Here is a 19,515-nt window from a genome sequence, read left to right as displayed (position 1 = left end):
ATGAAAGTCATTCTGCTCGAACGCGTTGAAGGTACTGGCGTCCTCGGTGAGGTTGTCACCGTGAAGGACGGCTTTGCCCGTAACTTCCTGCTGCCGCGCCACAAGGCCCTGCGTGCCAACGCCGCCAACATGAAGTCCTTCGAAGTTCAGCGTGCTGAAATCGAAGTACGCAACGTCAAGAACCGTGAAGCCGCCGGCGCTGTCGGCGAGACCCTCGACGGTACGCAATACGTGATGATCCGTCAGGCTGGCGAAAGCGGTCAGCTGTACGGTTCGGTCGCGGGTCGCGACGTGGCCGACGCCATCAAGGCTGAAGGCGGCAAGGTCGATCGCTCGATGATCGTCCTGGACAAGCCCATCAAGAACCTGGGCGTCCATGAAGTGAAGGTGAAGCTGCACGCCGAGGTGACCGTTACGATCACCCTCAACATCGCGCGCAGCGCCGACGAAGCCGAGCGCCAGTCGCGCGGTGAAGACGTCGTCGCCGCTCAATTCGAAGAAGACCGCGCGGCTGACGCCGAAGCGGCCTCGGACATGGCCGCCGGTGGCGCCGGTTCGTTCGAAGGCGACCACTACGAGTCCTGATCCCAACTGGATCGGTGATCTATCGAGAAACGGCGCGGAGAAATCCGCGCCGTTTTTTTCTGCATAGCAACCAAGAAATGTTCAACTTGTAGGCGCCCGCTTGTGCGCCCATGTTATTCTCTCGAGGCGCAAGCCTCCGTGCCCGGACAGACCGATCATCAAATCGGCCCCCGGGGGAAACCATGAGGGGAATACACATGAGCTTTAGAACCCTGTTGTTCACCGCAGCGTCTGTCGCTGCGATCGCCGGCTCCGCCCAAGCCCAGGCCCAGTCCACTGCGGCCGAAGACGCCGCCAATCTCGAGCAGGTGGTCGTCACCGGCACCCGCACGGCCGGCCGCACGCGACTCGACACCATCGCGCCCGTCGACATCGTCAGCGAAAAGGCCCTGACCCGCACGGGCACGACCGAGCTGGCCCAGTCGCTGTCGACCCTCGCGCCGTCCATCAACTTCCCGCGTCCCGCCATTACCGACGGCACCGATCACATCCGTCCCGCCACCCTGCGCGGACTGTCGCCTGACCAGACCCTGGTGCTCGTCAACGGCACGCGCCGCCACGCCACGGCGCTGGTCAATGTCAACGGCTCGATCGGTCGCGGCTCGGCTGCGGTTGACCTGAACGCCATCCCGACCATCGCGCTCAACCGCGTCGAGGTGCTTCGCGATGGTGCCTCGGCCCAGTACGGCTCCGACGCTATCGCCGGCGTGATCAACCTGCGTCTTCGCGAAGCCCGCAGCGGCGGCGGCGCGATCGCCACCTATGGGCGTTACGACACCGAGGTGAAGACCGCCCGCAACACCGACGGTCGTGACGAAAAAGACGGCCAGACGGTGACCTTGCAGGCCTGGCAGGGCCTGCCCCTGGGTCCTGAAGGCTTCCTGACCATTTCGGCCGAGTACAGGGATCGCAACCCGACCAGCCGCGGCGACATCGACGTCCGCGTCACCCCGGCTCGAGTCACCTCGCGTTATGGCGATGCTGAAGTCACCGACAAGACGATCTATTTTAATGCTGGCCTGCCCGTCAGCGAGACGTGGGACGCCTATGGATGGGCGGGCTACCAGGCGCGCGAGGGCGCCAGCGCCGCGTTCCCCCGCATTGTCGGCGACGCCCGCCAGGTTCCGGTCGCTTCAATCTATCCCAACGGCTTCCTGCCGCTCATCGCCAGCGACATCACTGACACCACGGCCGCCGCAGGTCTGCGGGGCGAACTCGGCGGATTCAAGCTCGACCTCAATGTCGCCTACGGCAAGAATGAGATCGACTACCGCACCGAGAACTCGGCCAACGCCTCCTATGGCGCCGCCAGCCAGACCAGCTTCAACTCCGGTGGCATGAGCTATGACCAGACCGTCGTTGGCCTGGACGTCTCACGCGGCGTCGACATCGGCGCTTATGAGCCGCTGAACGTCGCGTTCGGCGCCGAAGCGCGCTGGGAAGGCTATTCGATCCGCGCTGGCGAACCGACCTCGTACAATCGCGGACCGCTCACCTCGTCGGCAGCCGGCGCACAGGGCTTCCCCGGCTTCCAACCGTCCAACGTGCTGTCCAAGGACCGCAACAATGTCGGCGTCTATCTCGACCTTGAATCGCGTCTGACCGAGCGCTTCACCGCCTCGGCTGCTGTTCGCTACGAGGACTATTCCGACTTCGGCGCGACCACCACGGGCAAGCTGGCCGCGCGCTTTGAACTGGCCGACGGTCTTGCCGTTCGCGGCGCGGCCTCGACCGGCTTCCGGGCCCCGGCCCTGCAGCAGCAGTTCTTCACCACCACCTCGACCAACTTCATCATCATCAACGGTGTCTCGACCCCGGTCGAGGTCGGCACTTTCCCGGCCACCAGCCCCGTGGCCAAGGTGCTGGGCGCCAAGCCGCTGGAAGCCGAGAAATCGACCAACTACTCGCTCGGTCTGGTCTTCCACAAAGGTCCGTTCGAAGTGACGGTCGACGCCTACCGGATCAATATCGACAACCGAATTGTGCTGTCGGAGAACATCCAGGGCTCGGCCACCGGGACCCCGACGCAGCAGACGATCAACAACCTGCTGCGGCCCTTCAACGTCACGGCCGCCCGCTTCTTCATCAACGGTGTCGAAACCGAGACCCGGGGCATCGACGTGGTTGCGCGCTACCGGCTGGATGCTGACGAAGGCGGCGTCTTCGATCTGACAGCGGCCGCGAACTTCAATGAAACCGACGTCACCAGGATCCCGACGACCAATGCCCTGTCGTCCCTGCCGGTGCCGCCGACCCTGTTTGCCCGCGCCAACGTCCTGACGTTTGAGGAAGGCACCCCCAAGTCCAAGGTCACCCTGGCCGGCGACTGGGCCAAGGACAAATGGGGCGCCAGCCTGAAGACCACCTTCTATGGCTCGGTCCTGTCGCCTAACAACGACGCTACGGGAGCCTTCGATGTGAGGACGGGCGACAAGGCGGTCGTCGATCTTGAAGCGCGTTATGGCTTCACCGAGCACGTCACTCTGGCGGTCGGGGCCAACAACATGTTCGACGAATACCCCAACCGCACGCCGGCGACGGTCAACACGACCAACGCCACCGCTTTCACATCCTTCTCGCCGTTCGGCTTCAACGGGCGGTTCCTCTACACCCGCCTGAGCATCAACTGGTAAGCTGACCCAGGGTCATGCTGGAAAGGCGCGGAGAGCGATCTCCGCGCCTTTTTCCTGGGCGGGTTTCTTGCTCTGGCCGGACCCAGAACATACACAAAACATCCCCGTTCATCTTGCGCTTGCGTCCACACGACGCGCGCACGAAAAAGACCGCCGCGTTAACCTGCGTCGATGTCTCTCGTCCCCGCTCTCGACCTTCGTCCGCCCCATGCGGACATCATCATCGCCGTCGCGCCACACAACCTGGAAGCCGAGCAGGCGCTGCTGGGCGTGCTGCTGTACGACAACGCGGCCTATGAGCGGCTGACCGACGCCCTGAATGGCCGTCACTTCTACGAGCCCTTTCACCAGCGGCTGTTCCAGTCGATCGAGACCCATATCCGCAAGGGCCAGCTGGCCGAGCCGATCCTGCTGGCCGACGAGTTCAAGAAGGATGCCGCCTTCGATGAACTGGGTGGTCTGCGCTACCTCGCCGACCTCGTCGACCGCGCGCCGCCGGCGGCCAATGTCGGCGACTATGCCCGCGCCGTGTTCGACCTGGCCCTGCGCCGCGACCTGATCCGCATCGGCGGCGACATCGCCACGGCCGCCCATGGCGGCGGAGACGAGATCCGTCCGGCCCGCGACCAGATCGAGTCGGCCGAGCAGCAACTTTACACCTTGGCCGAAAGCGGCACGGCCTCGTCTGGTTTCATCACCTTCGGAGACGCCCTGCGCGGCGCCGTCGAGATGACAGCCGAGGCCTACAGCCGCGATGGCGGCATGTCGGGCGTCGCAACCGAGCTGACAGACCTCGACCAGAAGGTCGGCGGGCTGCACCCCTCCGACCTGATCGTCCTTGCGGGTCGCCCGTCGATGGGCAAGACCGCGCTGGCCACCAACATCGCCTTCAATATTGCCCGCAAGTACGCCTACGAGATCCAGCCGGACGGCACCAAGAAGACCGTTCAGGGCGGTGTGGTGGCCTTCTACTCGCTGGAAATGAGCGCCGAGCAGTTGGCCCTGCGTATGCTGGCCGACGCCTCAGGCGTCTCGGGCGACCGCCTTCGCAAGGGCGAGATCGACGCCTCAGAGTTTGGCCGGGTGCGCGATGCGGCCATGGAACTGCAGGAAGCGCCCCTCTATATCGACGCCACAGGCGGTATCTCGATCGCCAAGCTCACGGCCCGGGCGCGACGCCTGAAGCGTCAGGTGGGCCTGGACCTGGTGGTTGTCGACTACCTGCAGCTGGTTACGGGCTCGGACCTTGGCTCCAACGCAAACCGCGTTCAGGAAGTCAGCCAAATCACCATGGGCCTCAAGACCCTGGCCAAGGAACTTGGCTGCCCGGTCATCGCCCTGTCGCAGCTGTCGCGTCAGGTCGAACAGCGCGAAGACAAGCGGCCGCAACTGTCGGACCTGCGTGAATCCGGTTCGATCGAGCAGGACGCCGACATGGTCTGGTTCGTCTATCGCGAGGCCTATTATGTCGGTCGCGCAGAGCCTCGCGAGGGCACGCCCGAGCACCTGACCTGGCAGGAAGACATGGACCGCCTGCAGGGTCTGGCCGAGGTGATAATCGCCAAACAGCGTCACGGCCCGATCGGCACAGTGCGCCTGTCCTTCAACAGTGACACCACCCGCTTCGGCAATCTGGCCCGCGATCACTATTTCGCCCAGGCGCGGAATATTCCGTCGGACGAGTAGGCGCCGGTTTGACCTAGGAAGCCGCATCGGGCGAGGGTCTTCCGCCCGCCCTCCGGATCGACGAGTCGCCCGTGGATTTCAGCCCCCTGCCCGTCTCCAGCCTGATCGGCGCTTTCCTGCTGGCCTTTCCGGCCCTGTTCTCGATCGTCAATCCGGTCGGGGCTTCGCTGATTTTCGACCAGGCGATGGGCAGCCGTGGCCAGGACGAACGTCGCAAGCTGGCCCGCAGCATCGGCTTCTATTCCTTCCTGGTCCTGCTGGGGTCGCTCCTGCTGGGCGGCTATATCCTCAACTTCTTCGGCGTCAGCCTGGGCGCTCTGCGAGTGGCCGGCGGCCTGGTGGTGGCGATCCGCGCCTGGGGCCTGCTGATGGACCCGCAGGAGCACGAAGACCGCAAGACCAGCGACACCGAACCGGCCAAGCGTCAGGAAGACATCGCCTTCTTCCCGATGACCATGCCATTCACGACGGGGCCCGGCTCGATCTCGGTGGCGATCGCCCTGTCCTCGCAGCGCCCCAGCCAGGGCAGCGCTGTGGCCTTTTTCCTGGGCGCGGGACTCGCGGCAGCGGGCGTGGCGATCCTGGTCTGGCTGCTCTATCGCGCCTCGGGCCGCGTCACGCGCCTGCTGGGCCAGTCCGGCGCCCGTGTGCTGTCACGGCTGGTAGCGTTCCTGCTGCTGTGCATCGGCGTCCAGATCACCGCCTCAGGCTTCGAGAATCTGGTCTCGGTGTTCCTGGCGACCCATCCCGGCGCGTTCTAGCTGGAAAAGCCCGGCCGGCTCCGCTACGCCCTGACACGCCGCTTCCCTGATTGCCGAGCCCTCGTGACCGATCCTTCCGACAGCCGCCTGACGATCGACCTCGAGGCTCTGGCCGCCAATTATCGCGCCCTTCGGGACGCCGCCTGCGGCGCGGAGGTCGCCCCAGCGGTGAAAGCCGACGGCTACGGGGTCGGCGCTTCGATCGTCGCCGACCGTTTGTGGGACGAAGGCGCGCGCAGCTTCTACACCGCCCGCCTCTCCGAGGGCCTGGCCCTGCGCCAGAGTCTGGGCGACCGCGACGCGGCCATCCACGTTCTGGACGGCGTCACGCCGGGCTCGGCCGCCGCGATGGAGGCGGCGCGCCTGACCCCCACGCTCAACAGCCTGCCGCAGATCGAGGCCTGGAACAGCCACGCGCGCGGCGGCCGGCTGACCGCAACGCTGCATGTCGACACCGGCATGAACCGCCTGGGGCTGCGCCTCGAGGAGGTCCGCGTGCTTCTGGGCGCCATGGACCGTCTCAAGCATGTGGAGATCACCCAGGTGATGAGCCACCTGGCCTGTGCCAACGAACCGGATCATCCGCTGAACGTGAAGCAGCTGGAGCGCTTCCACGAAGCGACGACCCTGTTCCCGAACGCACGTCGCAGCCTGGCCAATTCGGCGGGCATCTTCCTGGGCGGCGCCTACTGCTTCGACCAGGTTCGCCCCGGCGTCAGCCTCTATGGCGGCGGCCCTCGCGATGTCCCCGACGCGCGGATCAAGGCCGTCGTCACCCTGGAAGCGCCGGTCCTCCAGACCCGCAACGTCCCGCGCGGCGAGAGCATCGGCTATGGGGCCACCTATACGGCGACCGACAACACCCGCGTCGCCATCCTGGCGGCCGGCTATGCCGACGGCGTGCCGCGCTCGGCCCATCCGCGCGGCGCTGTGTGGTTCGACGGCAAGCGACGTCCAATGCTGGGCCGCGTCTCTATGGACCTGATCGCCGTCGACATCACTGACTGCGACGCCGCCCGTCCCGGCGCGATGATGCAGATCATCGGCCCCGACCTGCTCATCGACGATGCCGCCGCTGCCGCAGGCACGACGGCCTACGAACTGCTGACCCGGATCGCGCCCCGAGCCCAGCGCATTATTCGCTGATCCCACGTCCGCCTTTGGCGCACTGCCCCGTCACCCTGTAGTCTCCACCGATCCGAGAATCAGGAGCTTCCATGGCCCGTGACGGCGCCGTCTACGCCTGCCAGTCTTGCGGCGCGGTCCAGACCAAGTGGTCGGGACAGTGCCCGGCCTGCCAATCCTGGAACAGCCTGGCCGAGGAAGTCGGCGCGCGAGCGCCGGGTGCGCTCTCCGTCACCAAGGCCACCCGCACGCGCGGCCTGCAGTTCACGGATCTGGAAAGCGACACGCCCGCCCCCGCTCGCATCGTCACGGGGGTCGATGAGTTCGACCGCGTCTGTGGCGGCGGAGTGGTGCCCGGCTCGGCCATCCTGATCGGCGGCGACCCCGGCGTGGGGAAATCCACCCTGTTGCTGGAGGTGGTGGCCCGGGCCTCGATGAAGGGCGTGTCCTGCGCCTATATCTCCGGTGAGGAGGCGGTGGCGCAGATCCGTGGGCGCGCCCAACGGATGGGCTTCGAGAAGGCGCCGGTGAAGCTGGCGGCCGAGAGCAGCCTGCGCGACATCCTCGACGGCCTGAAACGCGACAATTTCGACCTGGTGGTCATCGACTCCATCCAGACCATGTGGAGCGACGCCCACGAGGCGGGCCCGGGCACGGTCACCCAGGTGCGCGCCTGCGCCCAGGAACTGGTGCGCCTGGCCAAGAAGAGGGGCGTGGCGATCCTGATGGTCGGCCATGTGACCAAGGATGGCCAGATCGCCGGTCCCCGCGTGGTCGAGCACCTGGTTGATGCGGTACTCAGCTTCGAGGGCGAGCGCGGCTATCCGTTCCGCATCCTGCGCGGCGCCAAGAACCGCTTCGGGGCCACCGACGAGATCGGCGTCTTCGAGATGGGCGATGTCGGCCTGCGCGAGGTCAAGAACCCCTCGGCCCTGTTCCTCAACGAGGGCGGTGAACGCGCTGCGGGCGCTGCGGTGTTCGCCGGCATCGAGGGCTCGCGGCCCGTACTGGTGGAATTCCAAGCCTTGGTGTCGCCGTCAGCCTACGGAACGCCGCGTCGGGCCGTCGTGGGCTGGGACTCAGGACGCCTCGCGATGGTGCTGGCCGTACTTGAATCGCGGTGCGGCCTTGGTTTTGGCGACAAGGACGTCTATCTGAACGTCGCTGGCGGCCTGCGCATAACAGAGCCGGCGGCGGATCTCGCGGCGGCGGCGGCCCTGGCCTCTTCAGCCCTCGATATCGCCCTGCCCCAGGACTGCGTCGTGTTCGGCGAGGTCAGCCTGTCGGGCGAGGTGCGGCCGGTCAGCCGGATGGAGACACGTTTGAAGGAAGCCGCAAAACTGGGGTTCGGCCGGGCGCTCTCATCGCTTTCCGGCCTGCCTGAAGGCGGTGGCTCCTTGCCTGTGGCGGGGGTCGCGCGGCTCGCCGACGCCGTGCGCCGCATCGGCGACGAGATCTGGGGCCAACTGACGTGACGCCTTTCGACATCATCGCCGGCCTGCTGCTGATCACCTCAAGTTCGATCGGCTTTGCGCGCGGCGCCTCGCGCGAGTTGACCTCGGCCCTGTCGTTCATTTTCGCCGCCGCCATCGCCCTGTTTGGCCTGCGCATGAGCGGTCCGATCTTTCGCGACCTGATGGACCCCGACTGGGCGGCCACGGCCTGCGCCCTGCTGCTGGTCTTCGTGGTTGCGTTCGTGATCCTGCGCTTCATCGGCGGACAGCTGACCGCTGGCCTGCATGAAAGCTCTCTGGGCCTGCTGGACCGCGTGGTCGGCGCCGGCTTTGGCCTGATGCGCGCCTTGGTGATCCTGGGCGTCTTCAACATGCTGTTCCACATGGCCACACCGGCGGATCGCGTGCCGGCCTGGGTCGAGCGCTCGATCTTCTATCCCCTGTCCGCCGCCAGCGCCAAGGTGCTGAAAGTGTTCGCTCCCAAGGGCGGCGAACTGGCGGGCAAGCTGGGCCCGGCCATCGAGGGCGCAGTGCGGGGGAGCAGCGACAATCCGTCGGACGGCAAACCCGGCGAAACAGACTATGATCAGAACCAGCGTCAGGACCTCGACGATCTGGTGGAGAAATCGCGATGAGCTTTATCGGCCAGTCGACCGATCGGTACTCCTCCGCTCCGTGGCGTGACCCCGAAGACGACACCCTGCGCCTCGAGTGCGGTGTGTTTGGCGTCTACGGTGTCCGCGACGCCGCCGCCATCACCGCCCTTGGCCTTCACGCCCTGCAGCACCGCGGTCAAGAGGCGTGCGGCATCGCCGCCTTCGACGGCCAGCGCTTTCATACCGAACGCCATATGGGTCATGTCGGCGACGCCTTTACCGGCAACGACCTGGTTCAGCGCCTGCCCGGCGGCATGGCCATCGGCCACACCCGCTATTCCACGGCCGGCGGCAGCGGCATCCGCAATGTCCAGCCGATGTTCGCCGATCTGGAAACCGGCGGCGTAGCCATCGCTCACAACGGCAATCTGACCAACTTCCTCAGCCTGCGCGAGCGCCTGGTCCAGGAAGGCGCGATCTTCCAGTCCACCAGCGACAGCGAGGTGATCCTTCACCTGATCGCCCGCTCGCGTAAGGCCCGCATCGTCGACCGCTTCATCGACGCCGTCGGCCAGATCGAGGGCGGCTACGCCTTGGTGGCCATCACCAACAAGAAGATGATCGGCGTCCGCGATCCGCTGGGCATCCGCCCGCTGGTGTTGGGCGACCTGGACGGCCAGCCGGTCCTGGCCTCCGAGACCTGCGCCCTGGACATGATCGGCGCCCGTTTCGTGCGCGACATCGAGCACGGCGAGATGGTGGTAATCTCCGAAACCGGCGTGAAGTCCCTCAAGCCTTTCAGCACCCTGGCTGCGCGCCCCTGCGTGTTCGAATACGTCTATTTCGCCCGCCCCGACAGCGTGGTGAACGGCCGCTCGGTCTATGACGTGCGCAAGCGCATGGGCCAGCGGCTGGCCATTGAGACCGGCGTCGAGGCCGACGTCGTGGTCCCCGTGCCCGACAGCGGCGTGCCCGCGGCCATCGGCTATGCCCAGCAGAGCGGCATCCCGTTCGACCTGGGCATCATCCGCAATCACTATGTGGGCCGCACCTTCATCCAGCCGACCCAAGGCGTCCGCGAACTGGGCGTTCGCATGAAGCACAGTCCAAACCGTGCTGTGCTGGAAGGCAAGCGCGTCATCCTGATCGACGACTCGATCGTGCGTGGCACCACCTCGCTGAAGATCGTCCGCATGGTCCGAGAAGCGGGCGCCAAAGAGGTCCACCTCCGCTCGGCCAGCCCGCCGATCAAGTGGCCAGACTTCTACGGCATCGACATGCCCGAGCGCGAACAGCTGCTGGCGGCCAACAAGTCGCTGGAAGAGATGGCGCGGTTTCTGGAAGTCGACAGCCTGGGCTTCCTCTCAGTCGATGGCCTGTACCAGGCGCTGGAAGCCGGTCAACGCGACCCGGTTACGCCGCAGTTCACCGACCATTATTTCACCGGTGACTACCCTACCCGCTTGACCGACCGCGAGGTGGCCGAGGGCCGCAACGAGGCCAACGACAAGCAGCTTTCGCTGCTCAGTGCGTAAGCCTCTTTGAAATGAATGGATTTTCCAAGCTTCTCGCGAAGCTGAAGATCGACGGCTACATCACCCTGCTGTTCGGCATGGTGGTGCTGGCCTCGGTCGTTCCTGTGCGCGGCGACGCGGCTTCCGTGCTCAGCGTCGTGGTCAAGCTGGCCATCGCGCTTCTGTTCTTCCTGCACGGCGCCAAGCTGTCGCGCGAGGCCGTGGTCGCCGGGGTCACCCACTGGCGGCTGCACCTGACGATCTTGGCCTTCACCTACATTCTGTTCCCGATCCTGGGACTTCTGGCCGCCAGGACCGGAATTCTGTCGCCCACCATGGCGGCGGGCATGGTGTTCCTGGCCTGCCTGCCGTCGACGGTTCAGTCGTCCATCGCTTTCACCTCGATTGCCCGGGGCAATGTCGCCGCCGCAGTCTGCGCGGCCTCGGCGTCCAACCTGCTGGGCATCTTCCTGACCCCGGTGCTGGTCAGCCTGCTGATGCACGCGGAGGCCGGCACGGGCGGCTGGAAGGCGATCCAGGACATCCTCATTCAGCTGCTCTTGCCCTTCGTCGCCGGCCAGATGGCCCGGCCGTGGGTGGGGCGCTGGATCGAGAAGCACAAGCAGCTGGTCGGCTATGTCGACCGCGGCTCGATCCTGCTGGTCGTCTATGCGGCCTTCAGCGCCGCCGTGGTCGGCGGTCTGTGGAAGCGGGTCTCGCCGCTGGAGCTGGTGCTGGTGGTGATCGTCTCCGGGGCCCTGCTGACCGTGATCCTGCTGGCCACCACCTTCGGCGCGCGCGCCCTGGGTTTCTCCAAGGCCGACGAGATCGCCATCGTCTTCTGCGGCTCCAAGAAGAGCATGGCCACCGGCGTGCCCATGGCCGGCATCCTGTTTCCGGGCGCCACCGCCGGGGTTCTGGTGTTGCCCCTGATGATCTTCCACCAGATCCAGCTGATGGCCTGTTCGGTGATCGCACAACACTATGCCAAGCGTCCGGCCGATGACGTGACGGACGGGCTTCAAGAAGCCCCCGCCACCCGCTAAAAGCCCCCATGGATTCTTCAGCAAAACCGCTCGCGGGCCGTGTCGCCCTGGTCACCGGCGCGACGCGCGGCATCGGCGCGGCCATCGCCCTGGGCCTGGCGGAAGCCGGCGCGCATGTCGTGGCCCTCGGACGCACCCAGGGCGCGCTCGAAGCCCTGGATGACAGAATCTTCGCCGCGACGGGCGAGCACGCGACGCTCGTGCCGCTGGACCTGCGAGAGGCCGACGGCCTGGACCAGCTGGGTGCGGCCCTGCACCAGCGCTGGGGCAAACTGGACATCCTGATCGGCGCGGCCGGCGTACTGGGCGCCCTGACCCCGGTGGGCCACCTCGACCCCAAGGGCTGGGACATGATCATGTCCACCAACCTGACGGCCAACTGGCGCCTGATCCGGGCCATGGACCCGCTGCTGCGCGCCTCCGACGCCGGCCGAGCCCTGTTCCTGACCAGCAGTGTCGCCAAGACCCATCGGGCGTTCTGGGGCGGCTACGCGGCCTCCAAGGCCGGCCTGGAGGCCATTGTCGACTGCTATGCCGACGAGATGGAAAACACCCCCGTGCGTGCCCTTTGCGTGGATCCCGGCGCGATGCGCACAAAGATGCGCGCGGGCGCCTTCCCGGGTGAGGATCCGATGACCGTTCCTGCCCCCGAGACAATCGTCCCCTACATCATCGATCTGGTCCGCCCCGACCGTGAACCGCCCAAGGGCGTGGCGCGGTTCAAGGAACGCGGCCAGGAGTCGGCCAGCCTCGGCTGACCGCTCAGGGCGCCAGATTCTGGACCCAGCGGGCGGTCGTCATCCATGTTGCACTGCCGCCGACGGGAACCGTCATGAGCTGTTGGACCAGGATCAGCGGCAGGCCGATCAGATAAACCGGGTGCGGCCGTCCTCGGGTTCGCCAGTCGTAGATGATCGCCGCGACGACCAGCAGATCCACCGTCAACCCGGGCGGAATAGAGACAAACACCGGCGGCGGCCCCACCGCGCCGGGGGGACTGAACAGCACCTGAAACGGTCGCGCCATGGCCGCCTGCATGGGCGGAATCATCGCCAGCACCATCAGGCGTTTGTGTACTTCCGGCCTTTTGACATTGACGATGGCGGCCACGAACAGGCCGATGAAGAGGGCCAGCGCGCTCAACGAGACGATCGAGAACCGCCGCGCGGCGTCCCCCATGCCGATCGCATCGGCAACCTTCATCGAATTGATTGCGGCCAGCACCACCGTGAAGGCCATGCCCGTGGCGATGGCGACGCCGGCGACGCCCCACGTCCGGTGGTCCAGCGTTCGCCCCCTGGCCACCAAAGACGTCTGAACCAGGAAGAACAGCGTCCAGGTGAAGAAGAACAGGCCATGCACATGCAGGACGGGCGCGCCCGCGAACGTGCCACTGGCCATCTTGGCCCAATAGGTCGGAACGAAACCGCCAAAGGCGATCAGGACGAACGCCAGCGCCATACAGACATAGAAGCGCCGCCCGCTCGCGCGGGATGCACTTGTGGACAAGGCTACCATGGTGACCCCCCAACATTCGGCCGAGAGTTAGCATGACACCGTTATGCGACTTTAGGCAATCGAGACTATCGGCCCTTCGGCTTGCCCGGCCCCTTGTTGCCACGGACGATGCTCGACCCTGCCACCGGACGCTTCGGACCTGAGGCCGCCTTGCCGCCGGCGGCCTTGAAGCCGACCTTGTAGCTGGGCGTGCTCGAGACCTTCTTCTGGGCCCGCGGACCCTGCTTCTTGACCGACTTGACGGCCGCCTTGCCGGGCTCGGCAGCAGGCGCCGTGACAGCGGCGCTTGTGGTCTTGGCCTCAGCCTTGACGGGCTTCTTGGGGCCCCTGACCGGCGCCTTCTCCGGAGGCGGCAAGCCCGCTTCAGCCGCGGCCGCTGCTGCGGCTTCATCGGCTATGCGCTTGGACTTCTTGACCGTGTTGCGCGAGGCGCGGATGCGTTCCTCCTCGCGCTCGCGGCGTTCGAACTCGCGCTTGCCCCGGCCGCTGTGGCCCTTGGCCTCGCCATCGGCATAAGGGTTGGCGCCTGACTTGATGGTGATGCGCAGCGGCACCCCCGGCAGGTCGAAGCTTTCGCGCAGGGAGTTGATCAGATAGCGCCGATAGTGCTCGGGCATCTGGTCGGCGCGGGTCGAGAACAGCACGAAGGTTGGCGGACGCGCCTTGATCTGCGCCATGTACTTGGGCTTGACCCGCTTGCCGCTGACGGCGGGCGGCGGATGGCGCTGCATCGCCATTTGCAGCCAGTCGTTCAGGTCGCGGGTCTTGACCTTGGTCGCCCAGTCCCTGTGGATCTTCATCACGGCCGGCATCAGCTTCTCGATACCCTTGCCGGTCTCCCCCGACAACGCCACCACGGGCGCGCCGCGCAGTTGGGGCAGCATGCGCTCGGCGTGCTCGCGGAAATCCTTCAGCTGAGCGACTGGGTCCTCGACCAGGTCCCACTTGGCTAGCACGAACACCAGAGCCCGCCCTTCCCGCTCGGTCAGGTCGGCGATCTGCAGATCCTGGACCTCGAAGGGGTGGGTGGCGTCCATCACCAGCAGCACAACCTCGGCGAAGGTGACCGCACGGATCGAGTCCTGGGTGGAGAGCTTCTCCAGCTTCTCCTGCACCTTGGCCTTCTTGCGCAGGCCGGCGGTGTCGACCAGGCGAACCTTGCGGCCGTCCCACAGCCAGTCGACCGAGATCGAATCGCGGGTGATCCCGGCCTCTGGACCGGTCAGCAGGCGTTGCTCGCCGATCAGACGGTTGACCAGGGTCGACTTGCCGGCGTTCGGGCGGCCGACGATGGCGATGCGGATAGGCTTGTCGTCGTCATCCACATCTTCGGAATATTGGTCCTCGGGAAAGGCCGCCAGCATGGCGGCGTATAGCTCGGCCATGCCTTCGCCGTGCTCGCCCGAGATCGGGATCGGCTCGCCCAGGCCCAGCTTGTAGGCCTCGCCAATGCCCGACTGGCCAGCCTTACCCTCGGCCTTGTTGGCGGCGATGATCACCGGCTTGCCGCGACGACGCAGCAGGGTGGCGAACACTTCGTCCAGCGGGGTAACGCCCTCGCGGGCGTCGTAGATGAACAGCGAGACGTCGGCTTCCTCGACGGCGAGCTCCGTCTGGGCGCGCATCCGCGCCTCCAGGCTTTCATCCGAGACGTCCTCGAAGCCGGCCGTGTCGATCAGTTCCAGGTCAAGGTCGCCGAGGCGGCCGGAGGCATAGCGGCGGTCACGCGTGACCCCGGGCTGGTCATCGACAATGGCCAGTTTCTTACCGGCGAGACGATTGAACAGCGTGGACTTGCCCACATTGGGGCGTCCGACGATTGCGAGTTTCAAAGGCATGGGCTTGCAGTAGTCGATTTTTGCCGTTCCCGCAAAGCGAACGACCCGGGCCGGCTTGCGCCGGCCCGGGTCACGGGACCGTAAGGTTGATGATCACCGAACCGAATGGTTCGGTGAATAGGGTTAGCGGATCGCCACGACCTGAGCGTCGTCAGTGACCAGATAGATCATGTCGCCAACCGCAATCGGGGCCAGCAGCACCGAGGCGCCGATCTTCAGGGTCTTTTCCGTCACGCCGGTCTTGGGGTTCAGCGCCACGGCCTGGCCGTCGCTGGACACCGTGATCAGGCGGCCCGAAGCCAGGATCGGCGTCGACCACAGGCGCGGATGCTTGGCCAGCTTCTTCTTCTGGCGCTTGGTCTGACCCAGGCCCTCATTGAGGTCGCGGATCCAGTAGACCGACCCGCTTTCGCGGGCGACGCAGATCACCTGGCCCGACTTGTCGACGACAAAGACGACGTCGCCGGCGGCCCAGGGGCTGGTGATGCCGGTGATCGGCAGGCTCCAGCGCGCCTGGCCGGTGCGAAGATCGGTGGCCGAGAACACGCCCGAATGGCTGACGGCGAAAACATCGCCCTTGTAGATCACCGGGCGGCCGGGAATGTCGCGGATTTCGGACAGCGCATTTGTGCGGCTGGCACGCGACAGGGCTTCGCTCCACAGATCGTTGCCGTTGGCGGCGCGCAGGGCGACCAGTTCACCCGAGGCGAAACCGGCGACGGTGGTGTCGCCGCTAACCGCGACGCTGGGCGCCGAAAGGATGCGGGCCGGCTCGATTAGGGCCTGATAGGTCCAGCCAGGCGCGCCGGTAGCGGCGTTGTAGGTCAGCAGTTCGTTGTCGGTCGACACCACGAACACGCGACCATCGACGACGGTCGGGGCCGCATGGATCGGGGTCGAGGTGGCCTGACGCCAGGCTTCAGCGCCGGTCGTGGCGTCGAGTTGGGCCACGAAGCGGAAGCCCGACGAGACGATCAGCTTGTTGTCAGGGCTGAGGGCGAGACCGCCGCCAAAGCCCAGTCGGTCGTTCTTGACGCCGCCAAAGCCGAAGACGCCGCCCTTGCCCGGACCGGCCGAGGGCCGCAGGTCCTTTCGCCAGTCCACCGAACCCGTCTTGATGTCGATGGCAGAGACCGTGGACTCGCCGTCCATGACAAAGATCCGGTCCGCAGTCGCCACCGGCGGGGCCGTGATGTGGAACTTGCGATTGCCCTTTTGGCCAAAGCCCTTGCGCCAGGCGATCTCGAAAGCCTTGCCGGCGTCGACATGCTCGACCGACTGCTCGGCGCTGCCGCCCGGCAGGCGCCATTCGGCCTGGACGGCCGGTTCGGGCAGATAGAATTCTGTGCCTTTTAGAACCTCGGCGGGCTCGACCTTCTGGTCGAACGCGATCACCGAGATCCGCTGGCCCTGCGTAGCTGTGGCCTTGTCTTTTTCGGCCTTGTCGAAGGGGTTGAGCTTGGAGACCGTCGAGCAACCGCTCACCATCACCGTCGCCGACATCAGCGCGATCAACGCCACAGAACGCTTGGAATTCATGGAGCGGCTCATTGGGCGCTGTTCGGCGCGGGTTGCGGAGCGATCGGCATGGTCGCGGGCGGCGGCAGCGCGGTCGAGGCTTTGACGACAGCGGCCAGATCCTTGGCCGAGCCAGAATCGATCATCTGCATCGCTGCCTGGGAGCGCTGGCGAACGCCTTCGGAATTGTTGTCGAGCAGGTTGGAGAGAACCGAGAAGTCCTCGCGGGCGCCCTTGAGGTCGCCGCCCTGAAGCTTGGCGAACGCCAGGGCTTCCTTGGCGTTCACACGATAAGGGCTCTTTTCCCCAGCCAACGGCGTCAACCTCGCTTCGATATCCTTGAACGAGGCCGTATCCATGAGCGCCAAGGCGGATTTGAGGCGCGCCAGGTCGCCGATCACCGGATCGGATGAAAGCTTGGCCGCTTCGTCGAAATAGCGCACGGCGTCGGCGGTCTTGCCCTCTTCGAGCCGGATGCCACCCATGTGCATCAGCGCCAGGGCGCGATAGCCGGAAGCGCCGCTCTTGGACACCACCTCCATGGCCGGAAAGCCCTTGGCTGGCCCTTCGCGGCCCATGGTCTCGATCGCGGCCTGATAGGTCTCCGACGCCTTGGCCGCTTCCTTGGTCTGATAGGCGGTCCAGCCCCAATAGCCGCCCACGCCGATGACGATCGCCGCCGTTGCGGCGCCGATCCACGGCAGCGCCTTCAGCGCGAGGGTCCTGTAACGGTCGGAGCGAAGCTGCTCTTCGACCTCGTCAAACACATCGACCACGAACGAGGCTCCGAAACGGACGCAGACAGCGCCCTGACGCGACAGCACCGGACGGATCCGGCGGCGACGCATGGTTTACGACAGAATGCGGCCGGCGAAGGGCCGCCAGCGCAGGCGGGGAACCTATAGCGTGAACGGGCCAGCCGCAACGGGCGCTGGCGCGGCGGCTAGCCCTTCTTGGCGTAGTAAGTCTCGGCCTCGCCCGGGAAGGTCCGCGCCTTGACGTCGACGGCGTATTCCCGGGCGGCGCGCTCGATCTCGCCTTTCAGGTCGGCGTAGCGGCGCACGAACTTGGGCGTCCAGTCGAAGAGGCCCAGCATGTCGTCAGTGACCAGGATCTGGCCGTCGCAGCCGGCAGATGCGCCGATGCCGATGGTCGGCGGCGCGATGGCGGCGGTGATCTCGCGGGCCAGGCTCTCGGCGACACCCTCAATGACCACGGCAAAGGCCCCGGCGTCGGCGGTGCGGCGGGCCTCATCGAGAATCACCGCGCGACCCGCCTCGTCCTTACCCTTGGCCTTGAAGCCCCCGTCGACCAGCACCGCCTGGGGCCGTAGCCCCACATGGCCCATGACCGGCACGCCACGCTTGGTCAGATATTCGATGGTCGCCGGAACGGTGGGGCCGCTCTCGACCTTCACGGCCTGGGCGCCTGTCTCCTTCATGATCCGCACGGCATTGGCGTAGGCGACCTCGGGCGAGGCCTCGTAGGACCCGAAGGGCATGTCGACTACCACCATGGCTTTGCGAGAGCCCCGCATGACCGCCTGGCCGTGCAGGATCATCATCTCCATGGTCACCCCCACCGTATTGGGCAGGCCGTGGACCACCATGCCCAGCGAGTCGCCGACCAGTAGCAGGTCGCAAGCGTCGTCCAGAGCCGCCGCGACCGGCGCGGTATAGGCGGTCAGGCAGACGATAGGCACGCCGCCCTTGCGGGCGGCGATGTCGGGGGCTGCGAGACGGCGAACCGTCTCATCACGGTGCGAGGACAGAACCATGCTCCAGAACAGGCCCAGGGAAGGGCGAAGGCGCGCTGTTGTCGGTCAGATCGCCCCGCGCTGCAACATGAACAATGATCAGTCGATGCCGCCGTCAGAACTCTTCCATCGCCCGGGTCACAGCGAAGCCCAGAGCGAGAAGCGCCAGGCCCGCCGCCAGCCACAGCGCTTCCAGGCTGGCGGGCGTGGCGACCATCTGACTGACCTTGTTCATGGCCAGGTCGATATCGGCGGTCAGGTCCCGCGTTCCCTCGCGCGACAAGGTCTGCAATTCGGCCGAGAAACGGGTGGCGACCAGTTGCACCGCCGCGAATACCCCCGCCGCGATGCCCGCGCCGCCGATCAAAACACGGCGCAGCGCCCAGCCGCGATCAAGACTAGCCGCGATCTGAGCGGCAAACAGCTCGGCGTCCGGAAAGGCCGGTGGCTCGTTGTAGAGCCGCGTCAGCTGCGCTTCGAAATCGGGTTCAGCCATGAGCTTCCCTCCTCGCGCTTTCACTAGGTGGGGCCAGTTTGGCCCTGAGTTTATCCAAACCACGTTTGACATGGGATTTCACCGTGCCGATCGGGATGTTCAAGGCCTCGGCGACCTCGGCGTGCGACCAGTCGCCGCCGTAGCAGAGCGAGACACAGAGCCGCTCGCCTTTCGACAGGGCCTTGAGGGCCTCGTCCAGGTCAATGCGGTTGGCCGTACGAGGCTCGTTCAGGGCCGTCGGATCGTCGCCGTCCGGGGCTTCGTCGGTGAAGATCATGCGGGCTTCGCGCTTGACCTTGCGTAGATAGCACCGCGCCGCGATCCGCTTGATCCAGCCGCCGAAGGCGCCTTCGCCGCGATAGTCCGCCACCTGCTCGAAACCGGCCAGGAAGGCGTCCTGGGCCATGTCGTCGGCTGTCGCCGAGTCGGCTCCCATGCGGCGCAGCAGACCCCGGACCGCCGACCCGTGTCGCCGGACCAGCTCGCCATAGGCGCGCCGGTCACCCGCCGCCGCGAAGGCGGCGAGCTCGACATCGTGGCCCGTTGGTGGGCGGTCCATGGACATGCTTTTCCCCTTCCCCAAGGCTCAGCGATCAGACGCGCTTGAACTTGTTGGGATTGAAGAAGCTGAGGACAATGAAAGCCACGCCGATCACGACGGGAATGCAGGCAATGCCGATGCCCGGGAAGTCGGCATCATGATCGCCGAAGTCGGCGAAGTAGCTGAAAAGACCAATGCCGATCCCGACGGCCAACCAGATCACGCCGGCCCGTATGTCGCTAAGCGAGGTCGGAGCGACCTTCACATTACGCGTCAGAGCCTCAATGACCTCGGGCGGAACCGGTTGCCCCTTGTCGATCGCTGCGCGCAGCGTCGATTGCATTTCGATACGTTCGCGGCTCTTCAGATAGACCGGCACGATCACGATCGCGCCGACGACCAGGAACATGATGATAGGGATCCAGACCTCGTCCATGGCGAAACTCCT

The 19,515-nt window shown here is 66.1% G+C and carries 18 protein-coding genes; 10 read left to right on the top strand and 8 right to left on the bottom strand.

Annotation, left to right across the window (positions count from 1 at the left end; translation table 11 throughout):
* The 10 genes from rplI to ACN2C8_RS07280 all read left to right on the top strand — a co-directional run bounded on the left by rplI (nt 1) and on the right by ACN2C8_RS07280 (nt 12,158).
* The gene (gene rplI / locus ACN2C8_RS07325) at nt 1-585 is read left to right on the top strand and encodes a 50S ribosomal protein L9 (RefSeq protein ID WP_419255181.1); all 585 of its coding nucleotides are present in this window, start codon (nt 1-3) and stop codon (nt 583-585) included.
* A 197-nt stretch (nt 586-782) separates the two neighbouring features.
* Nucleotides 783-3,218 carry a TonB-dependent receptor plug domain-containing protein gene (locus ACN2C8_RS07320; protein ID WP_419255180.1) on the top strand — a complete coding sequence of 812 codons (2,436 nt, stop codon included), beginning with the start codon at nt 783-785 and terminating at the stop codon, nt 3,216-3,218.
* 171 nt (nt 3,219-3,389) lie between these two features.
* Nucleotides 3,390-4,904, top strand: a complete 1,515-nt coding sequence (locus ACN2C8_RS07315; RefSeq protein WP_419255179.1) for a replicative DNA helicase — start codon at nt 3,390-3,392, stop codon at nt 4,902-4,904.
* Between the two features lie 71 nt (nt 4,905-4,975).
* Nucleotides 4,976-5,665: a MarC family protein gene (locus ACN2C8_RS07310; protein ID WP_419255178.1), complete on the top strand. Its 690-nt coding sequence runs from the start codon at nt 4,976-4,978 to the stop codon at nt 5,663-5,665.
* A gap of 63 nt (nt 5,666-5,728) precedes the next feature.
* Nucleotides 5,729-6,811 (top strand): alanine racemase, encoded by a 1,083-nt coding sequence (gene alr, locus ACN2C8_RS07305; RefSeq protein ID WP_419255177.1) that lies wholly within the window; start codon nt 5,729-5,731, stop codon nt 6,809-6,811.
* 71 nt (nt 6,812-6,882) lie between these two features.
* Complete coding sequence (gene radA / locus ACN2C8_RS07300) at nt 6,883-8,265, top strand: DNA repair protein RadA (protein ID WP_419255176.1); 1,383 nt, start codon at nt 6,883-6,885, stop codon at nt 8,263-8,265.
* The gene (locus tag ACN2C8_RS07295; RefSeq protein WP_419255175.1) at nt 8,262-8,879 is read left to right on the top strand and encodes a CvpA family protein; all 618 of its coding nucleotides are present in this window, start codon (nt 8,262-8,264) and stop codon (nt 8,877-8,879) included. The genes radA and ACN2C8_RS07295 overlap by 4 nt, the downstream gene beginning before the upstream one ends.
* Nucleotides 8,876-10,375 carry an amidophosphoribosyltransferase gene (gene purF / locus ACN2C8_RS07290; protein ID WP_419255174.1) on the top strand — a complete coding sequence of 500 codons (1,500 nt, stop codon included), beginning with the start codon at nt 8,876-8,878 and terminating at the stop codon, nt 10,373-10,375. Before ACN2C8_RS07295 ends, purF begins: the two co-directional genes overlap by 4 nt.
* An 11-nt stretch (nt 10,376-10,386) precedes the next feature.
* Entirely contained in the window at nt 10,387-11,400 is a 1,014-nt protein-coding gene (locus tag ACN2C8_RS07285) for a bile acid:sodium symporter family protein (protein ID WP_419255173.1), read from the top strand.
* 8 nt (nt 11,401-11,408) lie between these two features.
* Nucleotides 11,409-12,158, top strand: a complete 750-nt coding sequence (locus ACN2C8_RS07280) for an SDR family NAD(P)-dependent oxidoreductase (protein WP_419255172.1) — start codon at nt 11,409-11,411, stop codon at nt 12,156-12,158.
* Between the two features lie 4 nt (nt 12,159-12,162).
* On the opposite strand, the gene ACN2C8_RS07275 is transcribed toward ACN2C8_RS07280, so the two are convergent.
* From ACN2C8_RS07275 to ACN2C8_RS07240, 8 genes are all read right to left on the bottom strand, one after another.
* Nucleotides 12,163-12,861, bottom strand: a complete 699-nt coding sequence (locus ACN2C8_RS07275) for a hypothetical protein (protein ID WP_419255171.1) — start codon at nt 12,859-12,861, stop codon at nt 12,163-12,165.
* A 122-nt stretch (nt 12,862-12,983) separates the two neighbouring features.
* The gene (gene der, locus ACN2C8_RS07270) at nt 12,984-14,756 is read right to left on the bottom strand and encodes a ribosome biogenesis GTPase Der (protein WP_419255170.1); all 1,773 of its coding nucleotides are present in this window, start codon (nt 14,754-14,756) and stop codon (nt 12,984-12,986) included.
* 123 nt (nt 14,757-14,879) lie between these two features.
* Nucleotides 14,880-16,307, bottom strand: coding sequence for a PQQ-binding-like beta-propeller repeat protein (locus ACN2C8_RS07265; protein WP_419255169.1), 1,428 nt, complete (start codon nt 16,305-16,307; stop codon nt 14,880-14,882).
* Entirely contained in the window at nt 16,304-17,050 is a 747-nt protein-coding gene (locus ACN2C8_RS07260; RefSeq protein WP_419255835.1) for a tetratricopeptide repeat protein, read from the bottom strand. Before ACN2C8_RS07260 ends, ACN2C8_RS07265 begins: the two co-directional genes overlap by 4 nt.
* A 167-nt stretch (nt 17,051-17,217) precedes the next feature.
* On the bottom strand, nt 17,218-18,045 hold the full coding sequence (gene panB / locus ACN2C8_RS07255; RefSeq protein ID WP_419255834.1) for a 3-methyl-2-oxobutanoate hydroxymethyltransferase: 828 nt from the start codon (nt 18,043-18,045) through the stop codon (nt 17,218-17,220).
* A gap of 100 nt (nt 18,046-18,145) precedes the next feature.
* Nucleotides 18,146-18,526, bottom strand: coding sequence for a hypothetical protein (locus tag ACN2C8_RS07250; protein WP_419255168.1), 381 nt, complete (start codon nt 18,524-18,526; stop codon nt 18,146-18,148).
* Nucleotides 18,519-19,091, bottom strand: a complete 573-nt coding sequence (locus ACN2C8_RS07245) for an RNA polymerase sigma factor (protein WP_419255167.1) — start codon at nt 19,089-19,091, stop codon at nt 18,519-18,521. The genes ACN2C8_RS07250 and ACN2C8_RS07245 overlap by 8 nt, the downstream gene beginning before the upstream one ends.
* Before the next feature lie 28 nt (nt 19,092-19,119).
* Nucleotides 19,120-19,503, bottom strand: coding sequence for a DUF6249 domain-containing protein (locus ACN2C8_RS07240; RefSeq protein ID WP_419255166.1), 384 nt, complete (start codon nt 19,501-19,503; stop codon nt 19,120-19,122).
* Nucleotides 19,504-19,515 lie beyond the last annotated feature (12 nt).

The sequence above is a fragment of the Caulobacter sp. ErkDOM-C genome (genome assembly GCF_048541825.1).
Lineage (GTDB): Bacteria > Pseudomonadota > Alphaproteobacteria > Caulobacterales > Caulobacteraceae > Caulobacter.
The sequence above is the reverse complement of the archived record's forward strand: the minus strand, read 5'-3'. Positions and strand labels throughout refer to the sequence as shown.

Coding starts and splice junctions, on each gene's coding strand:
- rplI (WP_419255181.1), top strand. CDS start 1: ATGAAAGTCATTCTGCTCGAACGCGTTGAAGGTACTGGCGTCCTCGGT.
- ACN2C8_RS07320 (WP_419255180.1), top strand. CDS start 783: ATGAGCTTTAGAACCCTGTTGTTCACCGCAGCGTCTGTCGCTGCGATC.
- ACN2C8_RS07315 (WP_419255179.1), top strand. CDS start 3,390: ATGTCTCTCGTCCCCGCTCTCGACCTTCGTCCGCCCCATGCGGACATC.
- radA (WP_419255176.1), top strand. CDS start 6,883: ATGGCCCGTGACGGCGCCGTCTACGCCTGCCAGTCTTGCGGCGCGGTC.
- purF (WP_419255174.1), top strand. CDS start 8,876: ATGAGCTTTATCGGCCAGTCGACCGATCGGTACTCCTCCGCTCCGTGG.
- ACN2C8_RS07285 (WP_419255173.1), top strand. CDS start 10,387: ATGAATGGATTTTCCAAGCTTCTCGCGAAGCTGAAGATCGACGGCTAC.
- ACN2C8_RS07280 (WP_419255172.1), top strand. CDS start 11,409: ATGGATTCTTCAGCAAAACCGCTCGCGGGCCGTGTCGCCCTGGTCACC.
- ACN2C8_RS07275 (WP_419255171.1), bottom strand. CDS start 12,861: ATGGCGCTGGCGTTCGTCCTGATCGCCTTTGGCGGTTTCGTTCCGACC.
- der (WP_419255170.1), bottom strand. CDS start 14,756: ATGCCTTTGAAACTCGCAATCGTCGGACGCCCCAATGTGGGCAAGTCC.
- ACN2C8_RS07265 (WP_419255169.1), bottom strand. CDS start 16,307: ATGAGCCGCTCCATGAATTCCAAGCGTTCTGTGGCGTTGATCGCGCTG.
- ACN2C8_RS07250 (WP_419255168.1), bottom strand. CDS start 18,526: ATGGCTGAACCCGATTTCGAAGCGCAGCTGACGCGGCTCTACAACGAG.
- ACN2C8_RS07245 (WP_419255167.1), bottom strand. CDS start 19,091: ATGTCCATGGACCGCCCACCAACGGGCCACGATGTCGAGCTCGCCGCC.
- ACN2C8_RS07240 (WP_419255166.1), bottom strand. CDS start 19,503: ATGGACGAGGTCTGGATCCCTATCATCATGTTCCTGGTCGTCGGCGCG.